Raw genomic sequence first — 24,012 nt, 5'->3', positions numbered from 1 at the left:
GATGGCCCAGACCGACCCCGATTCCGCAACGGCGCCTCTTTCTGAGACACGCCGCCCCCTTATTGTATCACGTCGACTGACGGACGATCTTGAAACCCCGGTTTCGGCCTATCTGAAACTGGGGCGGCAGCAGCCCTATTCGTTTCTTTTCGAATCGGTTGAAGGCGGCGCGCTTGCCGGTCGTTATTCAATCCTGACACTGCGCCCTGACCTGATCTGGCGCTGCGTCGGGGAAAAGGCGGAAATCGCACGTGGCGAAGCGGCCATTGCTGCCGGGACATTCACCCCCGAAACCCTGCCGAGCCTTGAGTCGTTAAGGGCATTGGTCAATGCCAACAAGCTCACCATTCCCGATGATCTGCCCCCTATGGCTTCGGGTCTGTTTGGCGTGTTCGGCTATGACATGATCCGGCTGTATGAACCTTTGGGGCCCGCCAATCCCGATCCGCTGAACTTACCGGACGCGGTGATCGTCAGGCCTTCGGTTATCTGCGTCTTTGATAATGTCAAACATGAGATCCTGCTGGCGACTACCGTATGGCCAGATAGTAACGATACGGTCGATGCCGCCCATGCGCGTCTTGATCGCGTCGAGGAAGACCTGCGTCAGTCGCTGCCGCCCAAAGCGGTTCCGGTTGAAAAGCCACAGGCACCATTCACCTCGCCTACATCTGCGGCTGATTATGGTAACATCGTCGAACGCGCCAAATCCTATATCGCTGCCGGTGATATTTTTCAGGTCGTCCCCAGCCACAGGTTCTCCGCGCCCTACAGCGCCGATCCCTTTGCCTTTTACCGATCACTGCGCCGTCAGAACCCCTCACCCTACCTGTTCTATCTGAACTTTGGCAATTTCCAGCTGGCCGGTTCGTCGCCGGAAATTCTGGTGCGGGTACGCGATGGTAAGCTGACCATTCGTCCCATCGCCGGAACGCGTCCACGTGGCCAGTCGGTCGCCGAGGACAAGGCGCTTGAGGCCGATCTGTTGGCCGATCCTAAGGAACTGTCCGAACATCTGATGTTGCTTGATCTCGGGCGCAATGATGTCGGGCGCGTCGCCAAACCCGCCAGCGTGCGCGTGACCGATAAATTCTATATCGAACGCTACAGCCACGTCATGCACATCGTCTCCAATGTCGAAGGCGACGCCCCCGAAGACCTTGATCCGGTCGATGCACTTCTGGCGGCGCTGCCTGCGGGTACCGTTAGTGGTGCGCCCAAGGTACGGGCCATGGAAATCATTGATGAGCTTGAGTCCGTAAAGCGCGGCGTCGGCTATGCCGGAAGCGTCGGCTATATCTCAGGCTCCGGCGCGGTTGATCTGTGCATCGTCCTGCGCACAGCCCTGTTCACCGAAGGCCAGATTCATGTTCAGGCCGGCGCCGGTGTCGTCGCCGACAGCGTGCCGCAGAGTGAATATAACGAGACCGTCCATAAGGCGCAGGCCCTGATCCGTGCGGCCTCCGACGCCTGGCGTTACGACACGGGCAATAGCTGACTTCGTGCCCCTGAGGCTTTACAGCCTTAGGGGATACGCGAAATCTCAAAACCGCCTGCCTCACCTGAAGTATCTGAGGGCCCGGGGATAAGGTCTGCGATGGCCTCCGCCTCACTTACCGCGCGCGGCCTGTCCCTGTCAGGGCCCAGAATCATCATCCCCGCCAGTGCTACAGCCGAAATCGCCAGTGCCACGGATGCCCCAAAGGCATAAAGCGGTGATGCCGGTCGCCTTTCGGGCGTCGTCAACATCTCTCTTATGGATTTGAGCCTGTCGGTCATTGCACAACTGTAGAATGATTCCCCACCACGCCCCAAACACGCCTCTTTCACTTTTTGACTGGATTTATGCCACCAAACGCCTATGTAAACAGGGATAACGGAGCCAAACCCATGATACTGGTCATCGATAATTACGACAGCTTTACCTATAATCTGGTGCATTATCTGGCCGAACTGGGGGCAGAGACCAGGGTCTATCGCAATGACGCCTTAAGCGTGCAGGATGCTCTGGCTCTTAAGCCCAAGGCGATATTACTGTCCCCCGGCCCCTGCGCACCGGATCAGGCGGGCATCTGCCTGCCGCTTCTGCGCGCCGCCCCCGAAGACCTGCCTATTCTTGGGGTGTGTCTGGGGCATCAGTCCATCGGTCAGGCTTTCGGCGGCGATGTTGTCCGCGCCAAAACCGTGATGCACGGTAAGACCAGCCAGATCAGCCACAACGATATCGGCCTGTTCAAAGGCTTGCCGGATCCGTTTACTGCCACACGTTACCATTCGCTGGCGGTAAAGCGCGAAACCCTGCCCGAGGAACTTGAGATCACGGCATGGACCGAAGACGGCGAAATTATGGGTCTTCAGCACCGCACCCGCCCGATCCACGGCGTGCAGTTCCATCCCGAATCCATCGCCACCGAAGGTGGGCATCAGTTACTGTCCAACTTCCTGTCTCTGGCCGGTCTCGAAAGCAAGCTTGTCTATGTCTGACGCCTTTAAACCGCTTCTGGCCCGCCTTGCTGACGGTCAGACCTTGTCCGAATCCGATGCCGAGGTGTTTTTCGCCGCCTGTTTGCGCGGTGAACCCACCGAAGCCCAGATTGCCGCCGCCCTGACCGCCATCAAGATTAGAGGCGAGACGGTGGGCGAAATCGCCGCGAGCGCCCGCGCCATGCGCGCGGCCGCTAAAATGCTTCAGCACCCTTATCAGGTGATCGACGTCTGCGGCACCGGCGGTGACGGGCTGCATACGCTCAATATCTCAACCGCTGTCGGTTTTGTCGCTGCCGGTGGTGGCCTTAAGGTCGCCAAGCACGGCAACCGCGCCGTAACCTCCAAATCAGGTACGTCTGATGTCGTCTCCGCCTTAGGTGTCAATATTGACGCCAGCCTGGAACAGCACCTTAAGGCGCTGGGCGAAGCGGGCATATGCTTCCTGTTCGCCCCTGCCCATCACGGCGCCATGAAGCATGTCGCACCCGTGCGTCAGCAACTGGGCTTCCGCACCATTTTCAACCTTTTAGGGCCCTTGTGTAACCCTGCCGGTGCCCGACGTCAGGTCATGGGCGTGCCCTCGCCACGCTTTGTTGAACCTATCGCCAAGGCGCTGGGCCAGCTTGGGGCTGAACGGGCATGGGTTGTGCACGGTTCAGGCCTTGATGAACTGACGACCACGGGCGAAACGGAGGTTGCCGAATGGTATGACGGGCGCATTCGCCTGTTCACCATTACCCCCGAAGCGGTTGATCTGCCACGCGCCGCTCTGGCCGATATTACCGGCGGCGATCCGGCCCATAATGCCGAACGCCTCAAGGCGCTTCTCGATGGCGAAACCGGCCCCTATCGCGATATTGTTTTGCTCAATGCCGCCGCCGCGTTTCTCGTCGGCGACAAGGTCGAAACCCTGCGTGAAGGCGTGGCACTGGCTGCCGAAAGCCTCGATAGCGGCAAGGCTAAGGCCGCCCTTGAGCGCCTTATTCGCATTACAAACGCGGCTTAGGTTTTGACAGGGCGGTAAGCTCTCCCTACAAAGGCGGCATGACTTTTCAAAGCCTGAATGCCGCCCTTTCCGACCTGCAGCCCTGGATGCAAAGCCTGATCGGCATGGCGGTCCTGCTGCTTATCGCGTTGGGCAGCCACATCATCCTTAAATTCGTTATTCTGCGCACGCTGAAAAACCTGTTCGGGGTTTTTGTCCGTACAAGCCATTCAGACCTTGTCGGCCGCATGGTGTCGCGTCTGGCCAATATTCTTCCGGCCATAATCATTGCCCGGGGCATTGAATGGATCGCCCACCTGCCTGAAGGCGTGGTCACGGTGGTCAACAACGTCTGTACAGCCTTTATCGTCGTCAGCATGTCCATGGCGCTGGGCAGCCTGCTTGATATCTTCAATCTTCTATATCAGAAACGCCCCGAAGCGGCGACCAAACCCATTAAGGGCTACATAGAGGTCGTCAAGATCGCCATCTATTCCATTGCCGCGATACTGATGATTGCGGTTCTGATTGATAAATCCCCGCTCCTGCTGCTGTCTGGCCTCGGGGCCATTGCCGCCGTCCTCATGCTGGTCTTCAAGGACACGCTTTTGTCGCTTGTGGCCTCGGTTCAGATCAATGCCAATGACATTTTGCGTGTCGGTGACTGGGTTGAGATGCCGCAATTAAACGCTGACGGCTTTGTCATCGACGTGGCTCTGCATACCATCAAGATACAGAACTGGGACAAGACGATCACCACCGTGCCGACCCAGAGGTTCATTTCCGATTCGTTCAAAAACTGGCGCGGCATGTTTGAATCGGGCGGGCGACGCATCAAGCGGTCTTTGTTTATCGATCAGCGCAGCATCAAATTTCTCAATGAAGAGGAAATCGCCCGTTTAAGGCGCTTTGCCCTGATCGATGATTATCTCGATGAAAAATCGAGAGAGCTTGATGACTATAATCTGCGCCTGACCGAAGCCGGACGCGATCCGGTCAATACGCGGCGCGTCACCAATATCGGCACCTTCCGCGCCTATATTCAGGCCTACCTGAAGTCGCACCCGCAAATTCATCAGGACATGCTGCTTCTGGTGCGTCAGCTGCAGCCAACCTCTCAGGGATTACCGCTGGAAATCTATTGCTTTACCTCCGAAACCGCGTGGGTGCTGCATGAAACCATTCAGGCCGACATATTTGATCACCTGCTGGCAACCATTGATAAGTTCGATCTGAAGCTGTTTCAGGAACTTAGCGACTCAAGCTTTCTTAAATCCGAAGCCGATTAATCTGCGCCCCAATTGCGCTCGATATAAAACAGCCTGAAAGGCACATTAAATATTTCAATTTTATTTAATGTGCCTTATAACAGGCTTACAAATACGATCATAAAAAAGAGAGGAAACATCATGACCTTTAGTCTGTCCCGACGTACGGCCCTGCTCTCCACCCTCAGTCTGGCCGCCCTTGCAGCAACGGGGTGCTCTACCAAGGCCGATAACAAAGCCAGCAAATCTACCGGTTTCATTACGGTTGAAGGCCCGCATTTCAAGCTCAACGGCGAAACCTATCGCTTTGTGGGCGCCAATATCTGGTACGGCGCCTATCTCGGGGCCGAGGCCGCTTTTGGCAACCGTGAACGCCTGCATCAGGAACTCGACACGCTGAAAGCGCTCGGTGTGACTAACCTGCGTGTTTTGGCTTCCTCCGAACTGTCCCCGCTTAACAATTCCCTTGATCCGGCCTTCCGCACCAAGGAAAACGGCAATTACAACAATGACCTGCTGACAGGCCTTGATTATCTGATGGCCGAGATGGCCAAGCGTGACATGAAGGCCGTACTCTATCTGACCAATTTCTGGGAATGGTCAGGCGGCATGGTGGCCTATATGGATTATGTCACCGGCAAATATATCAACAACGGTGATCCGAACCACCCTTGGCCCGCCTTTGCCAAGTTCTCATCACAGTTCTACGCCAATGCCGAAGCCGTAGCGCTCTATCATGATTATGTGCGCTTCCTTGTGTCGCGCACCAACAGCATCACGGGTAAGGCCTATGCCGACGACCCCACCCTCATGGCCTGGCAATTGTCCAACGAGCCACGTCAGGGTGGCGACGAAGTGGATGCGGCCGCCAATTCGGCTGCCTATCTGAAATGGATCAAAGATACGGCTGACCTGATCCGCTCTCTCGATAAAAACCATCTGGTCTCACTGGGCCACGAAGGCACCATGGGTGCCGTTGGCAGCGAACAATATGTCATCGACGCCCACGAACATATTGACTACCTGACTGCTCACATCTGGCCGCAAAACTGGAGCTGGGTTGACGGCAAGGACCTGCCCGGCACCTTTGACGCGGGCATGGAAAAGGTTCAGGCCTATATCGACCAGCATATCGCACTGGCCGTTAAGCTGAACAAACCCCTCACCTTTGAGGAATTCGGCTTCCCGCGTGACGATGTGAAATATGAACCGGGCACGCCAACGGTCTGGAAAGACAAGTTCTACGCCATGATCTACAAGGCCGTGGAAGACGCCGTGAAAACCGGCGGCCCGGTCGCAGGCTCCAACTTCTGGGCATGGGGCGGCTCAGGACGCGCGCTTAATGCCGATTACCACATGAAGCGCGGCGAAACGGCCTATATGGGTGACCCGCCGCATGAGCCACAAGGCTGGTACAGCGTGTTCAACACCGATACCTCCACTCAGGAACTGATCAAAAATCACGCCGCCGCCATAGCTGGTATTTCCTGAGCAAACCCACTTCTGACCGACTGACTGACAAGCCTTCTCCTCCGTGAGAAGGCTTTTTTCTTTTCAGCCTGTGAAATCTGGCGTATGGGCCCCGTTATGACCGCCCCCACCTCCAGCCTGAACATTGACGCCCGTGGCTTTCATTGCCCTGTGCCGACTCTTAAGCTGCGTAAGGCCATGGCCGATAATCCCGATACAAACGTCGTCGTCCTTATGGCCGACGATCCCATGGCCCGCATTGATGTTCCGCATTTCTGCAATGAAAACGGCTTCACTCTGACCGACATGCACGAAGACGGCACCGCATGGACATTTACGATCCACCGTTAAATCCGTGCCATCACAGACACCCATTGCCCCTTTACTTATAAGCGCAACGAATCGATATAGTTTCCGGGCGGGGACATTTCAGGAGCATTCAACTTGACGATACAGGCGCGTGTCCTGATGCTGACCAAAAAGCAGGACCCGGAGCAGGACTGTTTTGGGCGTCTGGGGCAGGAGCTCGACAGACTCGGGTGGCGTACCATTACGACATCGGATGCGGACGCCGCACAGGCCTGCGTCAGCGACCTGCAAATCGAAGCCATACTGATCGACAGCGCGCACCCCTCGGCAACCCCCGAAGGCCTGAGCCTCCTGCGATCGGCCTGTGCGCCGCGCCGCCTGCCCGTCTTGCAAATTGCCCAAAGCCGTGATTTGGAACTGCCTGATGGCTGGGACATGGTCTTTGATTATGACGCCCACGCCCAGCAAATCGCCCTCAGCCTTGAACATATTGTCCGGGCCAATGTCGCTCAGGAAGAATATGAGCTGCGCCTGAAAACCCTTGCGGCGCAAAATATTCCCCTCCCCGCACCGCCCGAAGACAGACCATTGTCTGTTTTATCCGTCGGCCCGCCGGTACCGGATTTTCTCGCCTTAAGTCATCATATGCGCGCCAGAGGCGCCGATGTACTGGCGGCTTTTTCCAGCTACAGCGCCTTTGATTACCTGCACGACCATACCTTTGATGCGGTCGTCCTGTGGGGCACCGATTCCGTCAGCGAGCCCCTGTCCATCGCCACAGGTATGCGCCGTAATACACGGCTTTATCATATGCCGGTGTTTCTGCGCCTGCAAAAGCCGGTGACGCTTGATCTGGGCGATGCCTATCTGCGCGGCGTCAATGATATTTCCGCACCGGATGCCAGCGAACCTGAAATAGCCGATCGCGTCATCCGTCTGGCGCAATCCTATCGCCGCCAGACCAATACCCGTCGCGCCCTTGAGGACATCCGCCATAATCCGCGCATGGATACCGATACCGGCCTGTTCACGCGTGAGCTGTTTGCTGCACATCTGGCGCGCCTGTCCGCTGCCGCATCCGAACGCAACCGGCCCTTAAGTGTCTGCGTACTGAAAATAGCGGAAACGCCCGAAGTCACTCAGGCAAGACAGCGCAAGGCCCTGCAACGCGCGATCCCTCAGATCGGCAACATGATCGCCCGCCTTGTCCGCGCCGAAGACACCGCCGGTCGCCTGTCGGATGAAGTCTTTGCTCTGGCCCTGCCGGCAACCCGTCTTGAAAACGCCCGCATTGTCGGTGAGCGTATCGCCGCCGTCATTAGCTGCACCGCCTTTGAATCCGGCGGTACCGAGCGCCCGTTCGTTGTCGAGTTTGAAATCGGTGTGGCTGAGCTTAAAGAAAATGAACCGGCGGCCGTTGCCCTGATGCGGGCCGCCGAGTCCATGAGCGTTTCCGCCTAAAGCGCCGCAATCCGCGCCAGTTCGCTTACGATTTTTTCCGCCGCATTGAGGCGTAAAGCCGCATCCGGCCATTCCCCCGGCACCAGCAACTTCTGGTCAGGACGTAACCGCCAGCCGGAACGGCTCTGGATCAACGCGATCAGGCCTGCCGGATTGGCAAAATGATCCTGCCGGAAGGTAAGCACGGCCCCCTTCGGCCCGACATCAAGCTTTGAAATATTGGCCTCACGACACAGGCCCTTGATGGCCACAACCTTGAGCAATTGCTGCGCTTCCTCAGGAATAGGCCCGAACCGGTCAATAAGCTCCGCCGCCAGCGCTTCACGGTCATCGCGCTTTTCGGCCTCGGACACGCGCCTGTAAAGCGACAGGCGGATATTAAGGTCGGGAATGTAATCCTCAGGGATCATAACCGCAGCACCGGCATTGATCTGTGGCGACCAGCCGCGCTGATCGGTCAGGGGTTCACCACTTTCTTTCATCTCGGCCACGGCGTCTTCGAGCATCTGCTGATAAAGCTCAACACCGATTTCACGGATATGGCCGGACTGCTCATTGCCCAACAGGTTGCCCCCCCCGCGTATATCAAGGTCATGACTGGCCAACTGGAAGCCAGCCCCCAGATTATCCAGAGACTGCAGCACCTTAAGACGCTTTTCCGAAGCCTCATTGAGAATCTGGTGCGGGCGCGTCGTCAGATAGGCAAAGGCGCGCGTTTTAGAGCGACCCACCCGTCCCCTGATCTGATAAAGCTGCGCCAGACCGAACATGTCGGCGCGATGCACGATCAATGTGTTGGCCGTCGGTACATCAAGGCCCGATTCGACAATGGTCGTCGCCAGCAGCACGTCATATTGCCCGTCATAAAAGGCGGTCATGACGTCCTCAAGCTGGGTAGGAGTCATCTGGCCATGTCCAACGATGAACTTCACTTCCGGCACCTGCTCACGCAGATACTGCTCAATGTCCGGCAGGTCTTTCAGGCGCGGCACGACATAATAGGCCTGCCCGCCGCGATATTTTTCCCTGAGCAGCGCCTCGCGAATACTGACACTATCAAACGGCAGAACATAGGTGCGCACCGCCAGACGATCGACCGGCGGCGTAGCAATGATCGACATATCGCGTATGCCCGACAGCGCCATTTGCAAGGTCCGCGGAATAGGCGTCGCACTTAGGGTCAGCATATGCACATCGGCCCGGAAACTTTTCAGTTTTTCTTTGTGCGTGACACCAAAATGTTGTTCTTCATCAACAATTACAATGCCTAAGTCCTTAAAGCTCACCTGATCCGACAACAGGGCATGCGTACCGATAACGACCTCTATCTCGCCGTTTTTCAGCCCCTCACGGGTTTCATTGGCTTCCTTTCGGGCGACCATACGCGACAACTGACGCACCTTGATCGGCCAGCCCTGAAAGCGCTGGGTAAAAGTCTTATAGTGCTGACGTGCCAGAAGCGTGGTCGGGCATATGATCGCCACCTGCTGACCGGACATGGCGACCACAAAGGCCGCCCTGAGCGCCACCTCGGTCTTGCCGAACCCGACATCCCCACAGATAAGCCGATCCATAGGCTGCCCTTTAGACAGGTCATCCAGCACATCATGGATGGCATTGAGCTGATCGTCAGTTTCTTCATAAGGAAACTGGGCGCAGAACTCGTCATAAAGCCCCGAAGGCGGATCGATCTGCACGCCCACCTTGAGCGCCCGCGCTGCCGCCAGCTTGATCAGGCCATCAGCCATTTCACGCAGTTTTTCCTTGGCACGGGCCTTACGCCCCTGCCAGCTGGCCGAACCCAGCTTATCAAGCTGTGCACTCTCAGAATCGGCCCCGTAACGCGTCAGCAGGTCAATATTCTCAACCGGCAGATAAAGCTTGGCGTCAGCTGCATATTGCAACTCAAGGCAATCATGCGGCGCATCATTGACATTCAGGGTTTTCAAACCATCATAGCGCCCGATGCCGTGTTCAACGTGAACCACCAGATCGCCCTGCGATAGGCTTGAAGCCTCCGCCAGAAAATTATTTGCTCTCCGACGCTTACGCGGACGGGCTAATCTGTCACCTAAGATATCGGTTTCGCTAATAACCACCAGTGCATCGGTTTCAAAGCCCTGCTCAAGCGGCAATATGGCCCGCTGAACCGGCTTGGCCTTGGTTCCTGCCACACCAAATGACACCGCATCGGCAAAGTCTTTGGCCAGACGCGTCTGCCCCAGACCGTGATCGGCCAGCATGACCCCAAGCCGGTCAGAAGACCCTTCAGTCCATGAGGCAAACAAGACGCGCTTACCTGACTTCGACAGAGCCTTGGCGTGATCAGCGACCGCGGTAAACAGATTGACACTGTCCTGCATACGCTCGGCCGCAAAGCTGCGCCCGACCCTCGCCCCAATATTGATGTCTGCCGCCTTACCGGCATCAAAGGCTTCGAACTGCCGCACGCGTCCGCGCGCCAGCCCTGATTGCCATTGGTCAGGATTCAGATACAGAAACGCTGGCGGCAAGGCGCGATAGCCGCCCTCCATTTTGACGCCGCCCTTGGCCATAACACGGGCGTCGGTCGATTGCGTGCGGGTCTCATACGCGTCCTGAATGGTTTTCTGCCGCTCGTTAAAGGCCTCCTGTGCCAAGGCATCAAGCAGAATCAGGCTCTTTTCCGGCAGATAATCAAACACGCTGTCCAGTTGCGCATAAAACAAAGGCAGCAACGGCTCGACGCCCTGACGGCGGATGCCCGAAGACACCGCGGCATAGATCGGGTCATCCCCCGGTGCGCCAAAATTTTCCAGATAGCCCTGACGGAAACGGCTGATACTGGCTTCATCCAGCAATATCTCGCTGACGGCCATAAATTCTATGGCCTTCAGTTGCTTCAGAGAACGCTGGGTTTCCGGATCAAAGCTGCGGATGGTTTCCAGCGTATCACCAAAGAAATCAAGCCTGACCGGCTCCTCATGCGCCGGTGAAAAGACATCAATAATCCCCCCACGCACCGCAAACTCACCGCGTTCAGACACGGTCGAGACACGGTTATAGCCATTACGGGTAAAATAGGCCTCAAGTTCTTTTGTATCTATGACCTGACCGGCCTTAAGGCCCAGATAGCTGTCAGCGGTAGCACTGCGCGGCGGCACCTTCTGGCTTAAGGCCCCCGCCGTGGTGAGAATAAGCACCGGCTTTTCCGTCTTACCCGCCGTCAGGGCCTGAAGCCGTGTCAGACCCGCCATACGCTGGGCAATCAAACCGGCGGTTGGGCTTACGCGATCATAGGGCAGACAATCCCACGCCGGAAACCGGATAATATCGAGATCAGGCGCATAAAAAGCCAGTTCCTCGGCTATGGCATTCATACGCGCATAATCACGCGCCACAAAGGTGATCAGACCTTCGGCGCGACACGTATCAGCGGCCACAAGACTGTCATAGCCCGGCGGACAACCGGTGATCGACAAATGGCCAGAGGCCTCGGTTATTCGGCGAATATCGGACATATGAACTTAAATCTTGGTGTAAGCCGTTTTATAGTACTGATTGAGCATATTCATGATTTCTGATTTATGCTCAGGCGGCGTCGGATCGCGCTCAATGATCCAGCCATAGAGATCCTGATCAGGCACCTCCAGCAGAACTTCAAAAATATCCAGTTGCTCAGGCGTCAGAACGGACAGGTAATCGTCGGCGAAATTACCCAGAATAATATCGGCCTCCTTGAAGCCGCGCCGCCAGGCACGAAACGACAATTTGCGTAAACGTGCCTGATGCGCATCATTCGTCTGATCGGCGTCGGTCATGCGTTATCCTGTCCTTTGCGATAATACGGACGCAATCAGGCTTCTCATCAGCCCCGTTTGGTGCTTGATAAGAGCCATGACTCGCGACCTCACATCCGGGCGGCGTCCCGAAATTCTGTTTCCCTATTACACGTCTTTGACCGCCCTGAAAGGGGTCGGGCCAAAAATCGCGCCGCACCTGATCAAACACACCGGCCCCTATGTACGCGACCTGTTGTTCACCCTCCCCGTACAGATGATCGAGCGCCCCGTCACCCGCATAGCCGAGGCCCGCGCCGGTCAGGTACAGACAATCCGGGTAACGATCGGTGCCTATCATACCTCAGCGGGCAAAGGCCCCCAGCGCATCAGCGTTTATGACGACAGTGGCGACTTGCAACTGGTCTATTTCCACGCCATTCGCGGCTTTGAGCAAAAGCATCCGGTCGGGTCACAACGCTGGATCAGCGGCAAGATTGAAGCCTTCGGTCAAACGCTTCAGATGACCCATCCGGACTATGTCGTTGATCAGGATTCCCGTGACCAAATACCGGAATTTGAGACTGTTTATCCGGCGACCGCCGCCGTGTCTTCGCGCCTGATGCGCAAATTTGTGCAGGCCGGTCTGCAAAACGTCCCCGATCTGCCCGAATGGCTGTCTCCGCCACCCGATAGTGGATTCTCCGAGGCCCTGCGTTCCGCCCACAGCCCCACGGCCCCCTCAGACCTCCTGCCGCAGGCGCCTGTGCGGCAACGTCTGGCCTATGACGAAGCGCTGGCGCATCAACTGGCGCTCAAATCACGCAAACAGCACCGGCAAGCCAGCCCGGCCCTGTCGATCAGTGAACACCTGTGGGCCGACAAGGCACTGGCAGCCCTGCCCTTTACCCTGACACAGGCTCAGTTTCGCGCCCTTGAGGATATACGTGACGACCTGCGCTCAGGCTTTCGCATGAACCGCCTGATTCAGGGCGATGTCGGCTCAGGCAAGACACTGGTAGCCCTCATGGCCATGATCGATGTCGCCGAGGCCGGTCATCAGAGCGTGATGATGGCCCCGACCGAAATTCTGGCGCGTCAGCACTATGAAAAATCCTTGCCGATCCTTGAAGCCTTGGGAATCAACACCATCCTTCTGACCGGACGCGACAAGGGCAAGGAACGCGAAGCCCGCCGCGCACAGGTCGCGTCCGGCGATGCGCGCGTGGTGTTCGGCACCCACGCCGTTTTTCAGGATGGAGTGGATTTCCAGTCCCTGCACTTCTGCGTCATAGACGAACAGCACCGCTTTGGCGTCGGTCAGCGCCAGCGCCTGTTTTCCAAGGGCGAAAGTGTACACTATCTCTCCATGTCGGCCACGCCTATTCCGCGCACACTGGCCCTGACGCAATATGGCGAAGCGGACTTAAGCATACTTGATGAAAAGCCTGCCGGTCGTCAGCCTATCCACACCGCCGTTATCCCGCGCGCGCGCCTGTCCGAGGTGTTTGACCGGTTGAAAGCGGCCATAGCCAGCGGCTCACAGGCCTACTGGATCTGTCCGCTGGTTGAGGAAAACCTCGAATCTGACCTGATTGCCGTCGAGGCCCGTCATAAATCCCTTCAGGACGCCTTGGGCCATGAGGTCGGGCTGGTTCATGGGCGCATGGCCTCTAACGATAAGGAAGCGGTCGTCAGCCGTTTCGCCAGTGGTGATCTGCCGCTACTGTGCGCCACCACGGTCGTTGAAGTCGGCATCGACGTGCCCAATGCCTCGATTATCATCGTTGAACAGGCAGAACGCTTCGGTCTGGCACAGTTGCATCAGCTGCGCGGGCGCGTCGGACGCGGTGCGGCCAAAAGCGCCTGCATCCTGCTTTATGACACACCATTGGGTGCGACAGCCAAGGCCAGACTTGAACTGCTGAGGACCACCGAAGACGGCTTTGTTATCGCCGAAAGTGACTGGAAACTGAGGGGTGAAGGCGACATTCTGGGGGCGCGGCAATCCGGTTTTCCGGCCTATCGCTTCGTTGATCCCGTCGCCCACGCCGACCTGATCAGTAAGGCAGCCCGAGAAGCCCAATATATATTACAACAGGAATCACAGCTTTCACCCGAACGGCTGAAAGCGCTGGATGTTCTACGCGGTCTGTTCGACTGGCGCGCCGATCAGGCCGATAAGGCCGATTAATTATCTTCTGCGTTTAATTCAATGCGGCGATAAGCGAACCATCTGGCCTCACTATCCACCTTAAGATCACCATAGAACAGATTATAATTATAAACTTTTTTCTTATCCGCCCACGACCCTTCACTATTGAAGGATGACAGTGATCTCTTGTTGACCGCCAGCACCCCGCCCCGACAGCGGGCACTCACTTTTCGCGGGATCAAGGCCGGCGCGACGCCCCACTCAAGTCCGGTGGCATTCGCCGCCCCCTGACTATGGCGCACATCGATATCTTCGTTAGTCACTGTGCCAGACAACGGATTAACACACAAAGGCCGTGCATTGCCCAGAGGCTCCAGCCAGTCGCCTTTCCAGGTCATGGCGCGTTGCAGACCCTGAATGGCCTTATCCGGTCGCACATTATCGACGCTGAAATAGGCAACCACACAACCGGCCTGTTCCCGCGCTATACAGGCCGGAACGGCTTGTGTTGGTCCATAGGCGTCTGACGGCGCCAGCGTCTCGAGAAAATAGGCCGCCACCAGTTTTTGCCGCAAAGCTTCATCCGGAATAATCACATCGTTGAGCAGACGCTGAGCGATCAGCCCCCCCTGCTCGACGCCAACAATTATAAATCCATCATCGTTTCGTCTCTGCCGCAGGAAGGCCTGAAACGCCTTTTCCACATCCCCATAAGCAAACTGCCGGGCTTCCCGTGCATCTTCACGACGCGTAAGTTGCGTATAGAGGCTGGCCTGACGGTATCGCGGCGCATAGACGTAGCCAATGGACGAAAACGGAGCGGCATAGTTCGGCAACTGAATGTCGACCACCTCACGTGCTGCCGCGCTATCATCCACGGCCCCAAGCCAGGCCTTGCCGTCGAAGCTGGTAGCATGGATGAAAAACACATCCACCTTCTGTGCATTGCGGTTACGCCGTATCTCACGGCTTTCGAGCGCCGGATTGAGATACCAACCGCTGCGTGTGGCATAGTCCGGTGCCCTTGGCGGCTGATAGGTCTGAAATGGCACCTTGGGGTCAAGATTGTGCCGCATGATATCGTCGCCCCAGAAGACAACGATCATGAGAAACACCCCAAGGCTGGCGATAATCACACCCACCAGAGCCAAAGGCTTAGCCTGCAACCATTTTCTATTGAACTTGATAGGCATATAGTAAAGCTATCCCACCGGACGCCTGCGTGACGAAAGGGCCATCTTGAAGCTATAGCCCCAAGTTACAAGCCTTCTTTTCTCACATATTGTGACGACAGTTGTCAGTCGGGCATTACCCGTCGATCCGGCGCTTATAGGCCGAATTGGGCCAGCGCTTATGCACCCAGAACCATTCTTCGGGGCGATCACGCACAACCTGCTCGACAAAGGCGCTGACCTTTTTGACCGTCGCCTCAATATCACCCGCACGGCTGCCGGTTTTCTCGACCTCAATTGGCTCGTGCACAATTACGCGAAAGCGCGCCTTGTTAAGCCGCTCAACCGTCATGGGCTGCAACACCGTACCAAATCTGAGAGCCAGCCGTGTCGGCCCCGGTGCCGTATCTACAGGCGTGCCAAAAAACGGCGTAGACACCCCACGATTGAATTTCTGATCATTCATCAGGGCGACCGATTCACCCTTACCCATAGCCAGCAACAGCTCTCTGGCCCCCTCTTCGCCCTTGGGCGCAAACAGATCGACGCCATAGCGCTTGCGACCTTCCTTTATGCGCTGATCGACATAGGGGTTATTGGCTTCACGATAGGTCATCTGGCAGCGCACACCGCAATCGACGATCGTAGACGGCATGATCTCCCAGTTGGCAAAATGGCCTGAAATAAACACCACCGGTTTGCCGGACTCCGCTATGGCCTTTAGCCGCTCAAGCCCCACGACCTCGACACGGCCATTGCCGATACGAATACGATCCATAATGGCAAATTCGGCAAAGGTGCGCCCGAGATTATCCCATTGCGCCCGGATGACACGCGCCTTCCACGCCTCATCCTTATCAGGAAAGGCGATGTCGATGTTCTGACGCACCGTCTTCTGCACCGGCGACAAAGGCCCGATAGCCTTGAGCAGCCAGGCCCCGAGATCCGAAGCCGTATCGACCGGCAGACTGCGGACAACAGCAACAAAGGCGTCATAAAACACCGCCTCAATGCGCCAGCTCAAATCCTGCCAGAATGAAGGGGGTTTTCTGCTCATTGTACCTTGGATAATCCGTTTTTACTCTGTTTGGCCTTCAATATGCGCCAAAGGCGTTTGACCCGCGCCTCTGCCGCCAGATGACTGCTGATCAGTCCGTCGATTCCCCCCGTAAAATGGCAGCGGAACAGGAAATACTTCACAAAAACCAGCGGATATTCAAAAGGCAAACGCAGCAAAATAACCCACGCAGGCTTTTTCAAGGCCTTGGCCTGTAACTGGGTATAAGAATCGAGCTTTTGACGAATGTGCGCATAGGAACGGGCGGAAAAATGCGTCGCTGAGCCTTTCAGTTGCCCAACCTTTTCGTCTTTGGTGTCAACCGTGTCATGCACGGGCGATTCGCGAAAGCGTACCTTTGTCCGGTCATAGAGACGGACATAGTTATGATAATCCGCCCAAAGACGCGGCTTTGATTTTCCCGGATAGACGTTCTTCAGCTTAAACCGATAGGCACTCAACGCCGGCCCCGTTGCCATCAGCGCCCTGATTTCGGCAAAAAGCTCTGGCGTCACCACCTCATCGGCATCAAGATTCAACACCCAGTCATGGCTGGCACAGTCTTCACTGAAACGCTTTTGCGGCCCGTAGCCCGTCCAGTCATTATAAAAAACCTTCGCGCCCAAACCGGCCGCCACCTCACAGGTCTTGTCAGTCGAGCCACTGTCAACCACCACCACCTCATTGGCCAGCCCTTCAACCGCACGAATGCAATTACCGATACGATCGGCTTCATTTTTGGCTATGATGCACACACTTAACGGCGCAGGCTTCGGGCGGGGCATATCCTATACCTTTATTCGGTGATAAGGCTTTGTCACCCGTACAAGGCCGCGTCAACCCCATCTGCCGGAGTCCTCATGAAAGCGCAAATCAGTGTGTCCGAACTGTCGCCCCTTATCGATGAGGGTAAGGTGAAAATTCTCGACGGCAGTTGGGCGCTGGATGGCACCGACATGCAGGCCCTTTACCGCGCTTCACACATACCGACCGCGCAGTTTTTTGACCTTGAGGCCATTAGCGACCGGCAAAGTTCTCTACCGCACATGGCCCCGCCCCCTGAGGTTTTTGCCGGGGCCGTCAGCCAGATGGGCATTGCGCCCACGGACCATGTTGTAATCTATGACCGGCAAGGCCTGTTTTCCGCCGCCCGCGTCTGGTGGACATTTCGACTGATGGGACATGAGACCGTACAGGTTTTGCGTGGGGGGGTGCCCGCCTGGCAGGCTGCGGGCCTGCCTGTATCTTCTGATATGTTGCCTAAACAACCCGCGTCATACCCCACCCCTCAGGTCAATAACTTATCCATTAATATCAATGATCTGAAAGATATTCTTAAATCAAACACGTCGGCAATTCTAGACGCACGACCTCTTGCCCGTTTCAAAGGTGAAGCGCCTGAGCCCCGCGCAGGCCTGCGGTCAGGCCATATCCCTGAAAGTCTTAGCCTGCCGTTTTCTGCCTTGCTGCATGACGGTGCCCTGAAACCGGAAAATGAACTGAAAACCCTGTTCAGTGCGCTTGGCCTTAACAAAGACACGCCGGTCATTACCACCTGCGGGTCAGGCATTACCGCCGCCATTATCGCACTGGCGCTTTTTGAAGCCGGCTATGACAAGGTAAGGCTCTATGACGGCTCATGGGCCGAGTGGGGGCAGGAAGGCCTTGATACGCCCGTTGCCACCGCCGCCTCATCGCTAAGCTGATCTACCCATCGCGTTTGAAGGGCACGCATTTCATGTCCGCTGATACCCTTATTGCCCTGATACTCTTTGCCTTCACCACCTCCATCACCCCCGGCCCAAACAACATGATGCTGCTGGCCTCCGGCGTAAACTTCGGCTTCAGGAGAACAGTCCCTCATATGCTGGGGATAGGCGCAGGCTTCTTAAGCCTGTTACTGGCCACAGGCTTTGGCCTCGGCGCCTTGCTGCATTCTGTTCCTGTTCTCTATACCGTGCTAAAATTCGCTGGCGGTGCCTATCTCTTGTGGATCGCGTGGAAAATCGCCACCTCAAGAACCCTCTCCGAAGGCAGGACGACAGCCACGCCCATGACCTTCACTCAGGCGGCTATTTTTCAATGGGTCAACCCGAAAGCCTGGGTCATGGCGGTGACGGCCATGGCGACCTATACTGACGAAACCAATTATGGTCTGAGCATCGCTGTCGTCAGTCTGGTCTTTACGCTGATCAATGTCCCGAGCGTGTCAACATGGGCGGGGTTTGGCTCAGCCCTACGCGACTGGCTGTCTCATCCGCTGCGCCTGAAATGGTTCAATATCACCATGGCCTGTCTGCTGGTTTTCAGCCTCTGGCCTATGCTGAAATAGGTTGCCACATCCCCTAAGAAATGGCGACTCCGACAGGAATCGAACCTGTAACCGTCCGCTTAGAAGGCGGATGCTCTATCCAATTGAGCTACGGAGCCATTAAAAAAGCGAATCAGTGCGTCCAGCTTTGACGGCGATTAGGCGCAAAATTATCTGCATAGGCCTTGATAATCTTGGGCGGTACTTCCGGTTCAATCAGACGGAACGGAATACCGTGCGTCTCCGCATAGGCAATAGCCTGATCCTTGGAATCAAAGGTCAGACGTACCTGAGCCTTGGTATCAGCGGAACTCGTCCAGCCCATTAGCGGATCCGGCTTGCGCGCCGTCGCAGGCACAAACTCGAGTATCCAGTCTGTGGTCTTGGCCCTGCCAGACTGCATAGCTGTTTTTGCCGGTTTATAAATACGCGCGAACATGGCCGAACCTCTTGCCACCGGGGACTGATAACGCCCCCTGTTACTATTAACCCCGCCCCTTGCCAAGGGGTAGAGACCGGTTTCCGTGAGAAAGAGAGGAAAAGGTTTGCACATCGCGAGGCGAGAAGATTGGCTGCGCCGCGTCTGAGCCCAAGCAATGTTCGGAAAAGTGTGCAGCGGTTTTCCGCAAAACATTGCGATCAGCAAAAAATGCAGAGGCCTGATGCAATCAGGCATATGCACCGTCGAACCTCTTAATCGGTTCGAACCATGCGCTGAATATTCATTAAAAAAGCCTGCCCCAGAATAAGGAAGAAAGCGGCCTGTGCTAAAGCGAGAGGATTGGCTCCACTTCGCTCCGCCGCGTCTGCGCGTAAATAGTATGCAGACGCATACTATTTCCTACTGGTCGTCGAACCTCTTAATCGGTTCGAACCATGCGCTGAATATTCATTAAAAAAGCCTGCCCTTTGGGGGCAGGCTTTTTTAATGAATGGTCGGGGCGAGAGGATTCGAACCTCCGACCTGCTGCACCCAAAACAGCTGCGCTACCAGGCTGCGCTACACCCCGAACATTACCCTCTTACGAGGAGGCCGCTTATTGCCACTTTCGTATTCGCTCTGCAAGTGGAAATTACTGCGGTTTTGGCCCCTTTCCCTCGAAAAAGCGATGTTCGATGCGATCTCCGGGCTTTATCCCCAACTGATCGCTTAATCCGCCGTTGATTTCGAGCACCGCTACCGCTGCCCCAAAGGAAGGCAATGGCGTCCGGTCATAGGGAATCGCATTTCTCTGAATGGAGACCACCTGCGCTGACGACGAAATATAGATAATATCAAGCGGCAACGGCGTATTGTGCATCCAGAAACTGCGCTCAGCCATATCCGGGAATAAAAACAGCATCCCGTGATCCGCAGGCATGGATTCACGATACATCAGCCCTTTGGCACGCTCATATTCATCATCCGCGATTTCCACCTTGAAATCACGCACCCCGTCGGCGGTTACGACCCGAACCGGCTCCAGCGCCACCTTGGCCACCGGTGCCGATGTTTGCGCACACGCACTTACCGGCAACGCCCCGGCCAAAGCCAGCGCAAGAATCAGCGCCTTAACAAATCCGGTCTTCATTTTTACGTCCTGAAAAAGCAATGACCACGGAATCCGATGAATCCGTGGCCATTTCAAGGAAATAGTTTTTTATCAGTCCTGAAACCTCAGACCCATCAGGCCATGGCTCTGGGGCGCACCTCGGTTACCACAAGCCCCTTGGGGCCCTCACCAAAGCGTACCTGCAACACGTCGCCTTGCTGGGCATCTTCGATACCAAACCGGCGCAAGGTCTCAATATGGATGAATATATCCGTAGGATCATTGCCACGCACCACAAAGCCATAACCCTTGGTGCGGTTGAACCACTTGATTGTGGCTTCCTCAAGTTCGCCAACGGCGACCGAATGCGTATTAACGTAATGACTAGAACGAACCGCAGACGGATCACGCTCAGGCCTTACGGGCGGCGCACCGGTTTCTTCAAGCGATTCAATCGAGATAACCTGCCAGCCCTTGGCGCGCTTGGCGATGGTGCAATGAATAGCCGCCCCTTCAGAAGCAAAATCGCGCCCCATGTCCCTGAGCGTGGACACGTGCAACAATACATCACGCATCCCCGTCAGGGTCGCATTCTCGGGAACAATAAATCCATACCCCTTGCCCGTATCAAACCATTTCACACGACCCTGAACCTCAAGGCGTTCTTCGGAGTCGTCACGGTCATTATAATCAAACAAACTCATTATCCTCACCACACCCCATAGCTGAAGACTTTGGGACACCCTCTAATATAACGTCGGTATATATAACAGGCAAAATTATACGCCCGCCAACTTGTCGTTTTGCGGGAAACTACACCAATAAATCGCTTATAGCGAGAGAAAAGTGAACAGAAAGCCCTCTGCGGTTTCCAAATATCCTTGCCCGCAGTAAAAAACAAATCGCAGAACAACATTCTGCATAAATATCTGGCAGGTGCAATTGCAAGTTTTGGGTGAAATACCTTGGCAGTCCCTAGGGGAATCGAACCCCTCTTTTCAGGTTGAAAACCTGACGTCCTAACCGATAGACGAAGGGACCGCACTTAAGGTCTTAGCCAGCTTGATTCAGCGGCTTATGTAAAATCTCTTTGGCAGTCCCTAGGGGAATCGAACCCCTCTTTTCAGGTTGAAAACCTGACGTCCTAACCGATAGACGAAGGGACCGCACTTAAGAGGTGCGCTAGATAGCCTCACAAAATCAGTGATGCAAGCGCTATTTTCACCTTTATTGCCCTAGCTTGTGAATATATGGGCAATATCCTCAATTTCAAACTGCACACCGTTACGTCCCATATAATCATCGGCCTTAAGTCTGCCGACAACATGTACAGCACCGGCCGGACGCAGCAGGGCCTGACCAACGGGCGTATCCTCGGCCCGCCAGGCCATGGCCTTTATTTTACGCCCCTGCTCGTCCACAAGTTCACAGCGTACATGCCCGCCCTTGAGCGCCGAGGCATAGCCTACCCGCATATTGGGCAAAGCAAATACCGGCTCAGGGTTTCCCTGACCAAACGGGGCCATGACCTCAAAATGATTAAGCAGGTCACGCGTTGCGCCGGCCCCACTTAAGGCGGCGTCAATCTCAAGCCGCTCGCGACGGTCTTCTTCGGACGTCCGCGATGACACATAGTCATTCAGAAACGCACGCAGTTCATCAATGCGATCCCGGCTCACACTTAAGCCCGCCGCCATGGCATGTCCGCCGCCGGCCATAAGGATGCCTGCCTCATAGGCCGCCCCGATAGCCTGCCCGAGATTTATACCGGTCTGCGAGCGTCCGGAGCCCTTGCCCACGCCGCCGACCGGATCAATGCCAATCACGATGACCGGCTTGCGCCAGCGCTCACGCAAACGCCCCGCGACAATGCCGATAACCCCCGGATGCCAGTCTTCGTGCGACACCACGATCACCGGATCATCTGTCGGCCACAGCTTGCGCGCTTCAGCCAGTGCCACCGCCTGTTCCAGCACAGCGGTTTCCACATCACGTCGCGTCTGGTTCAGTTCATTCAGTTCCTGCGCCAGCTCCAGCGCTTCGGCCTCATCTTCGGTAGACAAAAGCCTGACCCCGAGATCAGCCCGCCCGATACGCCCCCCCGCATTAATGCGCGGCCCCAGCACAAAGCCGGAATGAAACACGCTCATCAGTTGCGGTGTCTTTTGCGGATCACTCAGGCCGGCCACCTGCATCAGGGCCTTAATGCCCTTGTTCTCAAGGCGCGACATGACCTTAAGGCCCTGTGTCGCCAGCGCCCGGTTAAACCCCGTCAGTGCCGTAACATCACAAATCGCCCCCAAAGCCCCTAGATCAAGCCATTGTGTCAGATCGGGCTTGGGGCGGTCGGCAAACAGGCCGCGTTTTTCCGCTTCACGATTAAGCGCCGCCAGCACAACAAACACCACGCCCGCCGCCGCCAGGTTACCCTGCCCCGATGTACATCCGGGCCGGTTCGGATTAACAACCACCCGACATTTCGGCAGGTCTTCGCGCATCAGGTGATGGTCGATGACCACGACCTCAAGACCGATTGACGCGGCATAATCCAGCGCCTTATGGGCCGAAGCGCCGCAATCCACCGTAATAACCAGTTCCGCCCCTTCGGCCTTTAAGCGGTCAAAGGCCTTTTCCGTCGGCCCGTAGCCCTCAAGAATACGGTCGGGCACATAGACGTTCAGTTCATGCCCCATATGCCGGAACCAGCGCACCAGTTGCGCCGCACTCGTTGCCCCATCGACATCATAATCGGCAAAGACATAGGCCTTGCGCCGCGCCACAAGCGCCTCAAGGATCGCCTCCACCAACAGCGACATATCCAGAAAACTGTCCGGTTCAGGAAACAGAGCCTTCAGGGTCGGCTTAAGATAATGCTCCAGCGTTTCCGGTGTTATGCCGCGTCCGGCAATCGAACGGGCGACCGGATCGGCATAGGCGTCAGGCACCACATTTTTAAGACTCAGTTGCTGGGTGATATGCTGAAGGTGACGCGGGTTAGTACCTCGCGCTGCCCAGAAACGGCCCGATACCGAGGCTTCAACCCCGAGATAGGCTTGTGGCGTTTGCGTATCGGCCATCACCACACCAGCGGACGGCGGGTATGTATCTTGCGGCTGGTGCGTGTGCGCGAGTCAAGCACGAGGCTTTCGGTGGTGACATAGATATCCCCTCCAGTCGCCACTTCCTTTTGCACCCCGCGCAACAAAGCCCCGTTTGTCACGCCCGTCGCCACGAATACAGCGTCACCACTGACCAGATCGTTCAGGCCATATTTGCGATCAAAGTCCGTCAGACCAAGCCGCTCGGCGCGTTTGCGCTCTTCATCGCGCTTAAAAACCAGCCGCCCCTGAAACTGACCGCCGACCGACTTCAGCGCGGCACAGGCCAGCACCCCTTCGGGTGCCCCACCCTGCCCCAGATAGATATCAATGCCGGTTTCCGGCTGCGCCGTATGGATGACACCCGCCACATCACCGTCGGTAATCAGATGCACCCGCGCACCGGCCTTACGCAGTGAGGCAATAATGCCTTCGTGACGCGGTCGATCGAGCACACAGGCGACAATCTCATTGACCTTGACGCCCTTGGCCTTCGCCAGAGCCTGCACATTGTCTTCGGGGCTGGCATCGAGATCGACCACATCCGCGGCATAGCCCGGGCCAATCGCCAACTTGTCCATATAGGTATCCGGCGCATGCAAAAGTCCGCCACGCGGCGCAAAGGCAATGACCGCCAGCGCATTGGCCTGCGCCTTGGCCGCAAGGGTCGTCCCCTCCAGCGGATCAAGCGCGATATCGATCTCCGGCCCTTTGCCTTTGCCAACCTTTTCACCGATATAAAGCATAGGGGCCTCATCACGCTCCCCTTCCCCAATCACGATACGGCCGTCAATATTCAGCGCATTCAGCGCCGTGCGCATGGCGTCAACAGCGGCCTGATCGGCCCGCTTCTCATCGCCGCCACCGACCTCACCATAGGCAGCGACCGCTGCATCTTCGGCCACGCGGACAATATCGAGACTTAAGGTAAACTCACGGTTTGGCATTG

The 24,012-nt window shown here is 56.3% G+C and carries 21 protein-coding genes and 4 tRNA genes; 10 read left to right on the top strand and 15 right to left on the bottom strand.

All coding sequences use genetic code 11. The annotated features are described in order from the left end of the window. The first annotated feature begins 1 nt into the window (after nt 1). Complete coding sequence (trpE, locus tag E5201_RS06000; protein WP_140985114.1) at nt 2–1,498, top strand: anthranilate synthase component I; 1,497 nt, start codon at nt 2–4, stop codon at nt 1,496–1,498. Between the two features lie 26 nt (nt 1,499–1,524). On the opposite strand, the gene E5201_RS05995 is transcribed toward trpE, so the two are convergent. Continuing rightward, nucleotides 1,525–1,779 carry a hypothetical protein gene (locus E5201_RS05995; RefSeq protein ID WP_140985112.1) on the bottom strand — a complete coding sequence of 85 codons (255 nt, stop codon included), beginning with the start codon at nt 1,777–1,779 and terminating at the stop codon, nt 1,525–1,527. A 111-nt stretch (nt 1,780–1,890) separates the two neighbouring features. Here E5201_RS05995 and E5201_RS05990 point away from each other — a divergent pair, with 111 nt between their 5' ends. The 6 genes from E5201_RS05990 (at nt 1,891) to E5201_RS05965 (ending at nt 7,980) form a co-directional block, all read left to right on the top strand. Further along, nucleotides 1,891–2,484 carry an anthranilate synthase component II gene (locus tag E5201_RS05990; RefSeq protein ID WP_140985110.1) on the top strand — a complete coding sequence of 198 codons (594 nt, stop codon included), beginning with the start codon at nt 1,891–1,893 and terminating at the stop codon, nt 2,482–2,484. Beyond that, nucleotides 2,477–3,493 carry an anthranilate phosphoribosyltransferase gene (trpD, locus tag E5201_RS05985; protein ID WP_140985108.1) on the top strand — a complete coding sequence of 339 codons (1,017 nt, stop codon included), beginning with the start codon at nt 2,477–2,479 and terminating at the stop codon, nt 3,491–3,493. The genes E5201_RS05990 and trpD overlap by 8 nt, the downstream gene beginning before the upstream one ends. Before the next feature lie 38 nt (nt 3,494–3,531). Beyond that, nucleotides 3,532–4,761: a mechanosensitive ion channel family protein gene (locus E5201_RS05980; protein WP_140985107.1), complete on the top strand. Its 1,230-nt coding sequence runs from the start codon at nt 3,532–3,534 to the stop codon at nt 4,759–4,761. 120 nt (nt 4,762–4,881) lie between these two features. Beyond that, nucleotides 4,882–6,231 (top strand): glycoside hydrolase 5 family protein, encoded by a 1,350-nt coding sequence (locus tag E5201_RS05975; protein WP_140985106.1) that lies wholly within the window; start codon nt 4,882–4,884, stop codon nt 6,229–6,231. 96 nt (nt 6,232–6,327) lie between these two features. Continuing rightward, nucleotides 6,328–6,561, top strand: coding sequence for a sulfurtransferase TusA family protein (locus E5201_RS05970; protein WP_140985105.1), 234 nt, complete (start codon nt 6,328–6,330; stop codon nt 6,559–6,561). Between the two features lie 93 nt (nt 6,562–6,654). Beyond that, complete coding sequence (locus E5201_RS05965; RefSeq protein ID WP_246050410.1) at nt 6,655–7,980, top strand: GGDEF domain-containing protein; 1,326 nt, start codon at nt 6,655–6,657, stop codon at nt 7,978–7,980. On the opposite strand, the gene mfd is transcribed toward E5201_RS05965, so the two are convergent. After that, entirely contained in the window at nt 7,977–11,480 is a 3,504-nt protein-coding gene (gene mfd, locus E5201_RS05960; protein ID WP_140985104.1) for a transcription-repair coupling factor, read from the bottom strand. The genes E5201_RS05965 and mfd overlap by 4 nt on opposite strands. A 6-nt stretch (nt 11,481–11,486) precedes the next feature. Continuing rightward, nucleotides 11,487–11,780 (bottom strand): FAD assembly factor SdhE, encoded by a 294-nt coding sequence (locus tag E5201_RS05955; protein WP_140985103.1) that lies wholly within the window; start codon nt 11,778–11,780, stop codon nt 11,487–11,489. A gap of 76 nt (nt 11,781–11,856) precedes the next feature. Between E5201_RS05955 and recG the strand changes: the two genes are divergently transcribed. Then, nucleotides 11,857–13,932 (top strand): ATP-dependent DNA helicase RecG, encoded by a 2,076-nt coding sequence (gene recG / locus E5201_RS05950; protein WP_140985102.1) that lies wholly within the window; start codon nt 11,857–11,859, stop codon nt 13,930–13,932. Here the strand turns inward: recG and E5201_RS05945 are convergent. The 3 genes from E5201_RS05945 to E5201_RS05935 all read right to left on the bottom strand — a co-directional run bounded on the left by E5201_RS05945 (nt 13,929) and on the right by E5201_RS05935 (nt 16,907). Next, nucleotides 13,929–15,086, bottom strand: a complete 1,158-nt coding sequence (locus E5201_RS05945) for a DUF3089 domain-containing protein (protein WP_140985101.1) — start codon at nt 15,084–15,086, stop codon at nt 13,929–13,931. The two genes, recG and E5201_RS05945, sit on opposite strands and share 4 nt — an antisense overlap. A 115-nt stretch (nt 15,087–15,201) precedes the next feature. After that, nucleotides 15,202–16,122 carry a lysophospholipid acyltransferase family protein gene (locus tag E5201_RS05940; protein ID WP_140985100.1) on the bottom strand — a complete coding sequence of 307 codons (921 nt, stop codon included), beginning with the start codon at nt 16,120–16,122 and terminating at the stop codon, nt 15,202–15,204. Then, the gene (locus E5201_RS05935) at nt 16,119–16,907 is read right to left on the bottom strand and encodes a glycosyltransferase family 2 protein (RefSeq protein ID WP_140985099.1); all 789 of its coding nucleotides are present in this window, start codon (nt 16,905–16,907) and stop codon (nt 16,119–16,121) included. Before E5201_RS05935 ends, E5201_RS05940 begins: the two co-directional genes overlap by 4 nt. A gap of 75 nt (nt 16,908–16,982) precedes the next feature. On the opposite strand from E5201_RS05935, the gene sseA reads away from it, so the two are divergent. Together sseA and E5201_RS05925 are read left to right on the top strand one after the other, a co-directional pair. Further along, on the top strand, nt 16,983–17,828 hold the full coding sequence (gene sseA / locus E5201_RS05930; protein WP_140985098.1) for a 3-mercaptopyruvate sulfurtransferase: 846 nt from the start codon (nt 16,983–16,985) through the stop codon (nt 17,826–17,828). Nucleotides 17,829–17,860: 32 nt separating this feature from the next. Continuing rightward, nucleotides 17,861–18,454: a LysE family translocator gene (locus E5201_RS05925; protein WP_140985097.1), complete on the top strand. Its 594-nt coding sequence runs from the start codon at nt 17,861–17,863 to the stop codon at nt 18,452–18,454. 21 nt (nt 18,455–18,475) lie between these two features. Here E5201_RS05925 and E5201_RS05920 read toward each other — a convergent pair. The 9 genes from E5201_RS05920 to glpX form a co-directional block, all read right to left on the bottom strand. Then, nucleotides 18,476–18,552 (bottom strand) — tRNA-Arg (locus E5201_RS05920). A gap of 14 nt (nt 18,553–18,566) precedes the next feature. Next, entirely contained in the window at nt 18,567–18,872 is a 306-nt protein-coding gene (locus tag E5201_RS05915) for an ETC complex I subunit (protein WP_140985096.1), read from the bottom strand. Between the two features lie 494 nt (nt 18,873–19,366). Continuing rightward, a tRNA-Pro gene (locus E5201_RS05910) sits at nt 19,367–19,443 on the bottom strand. 63 nt (nt 19,444–19,506) lie between these two features. Further along, nucleotides 19,507–20,004, bottom strand: coding sequence for a DUF192 domain-containing protein (locus E5201_RS05905; RefSeq protein ID WP_140985095.1), 498 nt, complete (start codon nt 20,002–20,004; stop codon nt 19,507–19,509). 95 nt (nt 20,005–20,099) lie between these two features. After that, nucleotides 20,100–20,669, bottom strand: coding sequence for a cold-shock protein (locus E5201_RS05900; RefSeq protein ID WP_140985094.1), 570 nt, complete (start codon nt 20,667–20,669; stop codon nt 20,100–20,102). Nucleotides 20,670–20,931: 262 nt separating this feature from the next. Next, a tRNA-Glu gene (locus E5201_RS05895) sits at nt 20,932–21,006 on the bottom strand. A 50-nt stretch (nt 21,007–21,056) separates the two neighbouring features. Then, a tRNA-Glu gene (locus E5201_RS05890) sits at nt 21,057–21,131 on the bottom strand. 69 nt (nt 21,132–21,200) lie between these two features. Further along, nucleotides 21,201–23,042: a single-stranded-DNA-specific exonuclease RecJ gene (recJ, locus tag E5201_RS05885; protein ID WP_140985093.1), complete on the bottom strand. Its 1,842-nt coding sequence runs from the start codon at nt 23,040–23,042 to the stop codon at nt 21,201–21,203. Then, complete coding sequence (gene glpX, locus E5201_RS05880; protein WP_140985092.1) at nt 23,042–24,010, bottom strand: class II fructose-bisphosphatase; 969 nt, start codon at nt 24,008–24,010, stop codon at nt 23,042–23,044. Before glpX ends, recJ begins: the two co-directional genes overlap by 1 nt. Between the last annotated feature and the right edge of the window lie 2 nt (nt 24,011–24,012).

This window comes from Asticcacaulis tiandongensis (assembly GCF_006475605.1).
GTDB classification, from domain to species: domain Bacteria; phylum Pseudomonadota; class Alphaproteobacteria; order Caulobacterales; family Caulobacteraceae; genus Asticcacaulis; species Asticcacaulis tiandongensis.
The sequence above is the reverse complement of the archived record's forward strand: the minus strand, read 5'-3'. Positions and strand labels throughout refer to the sequence as shown.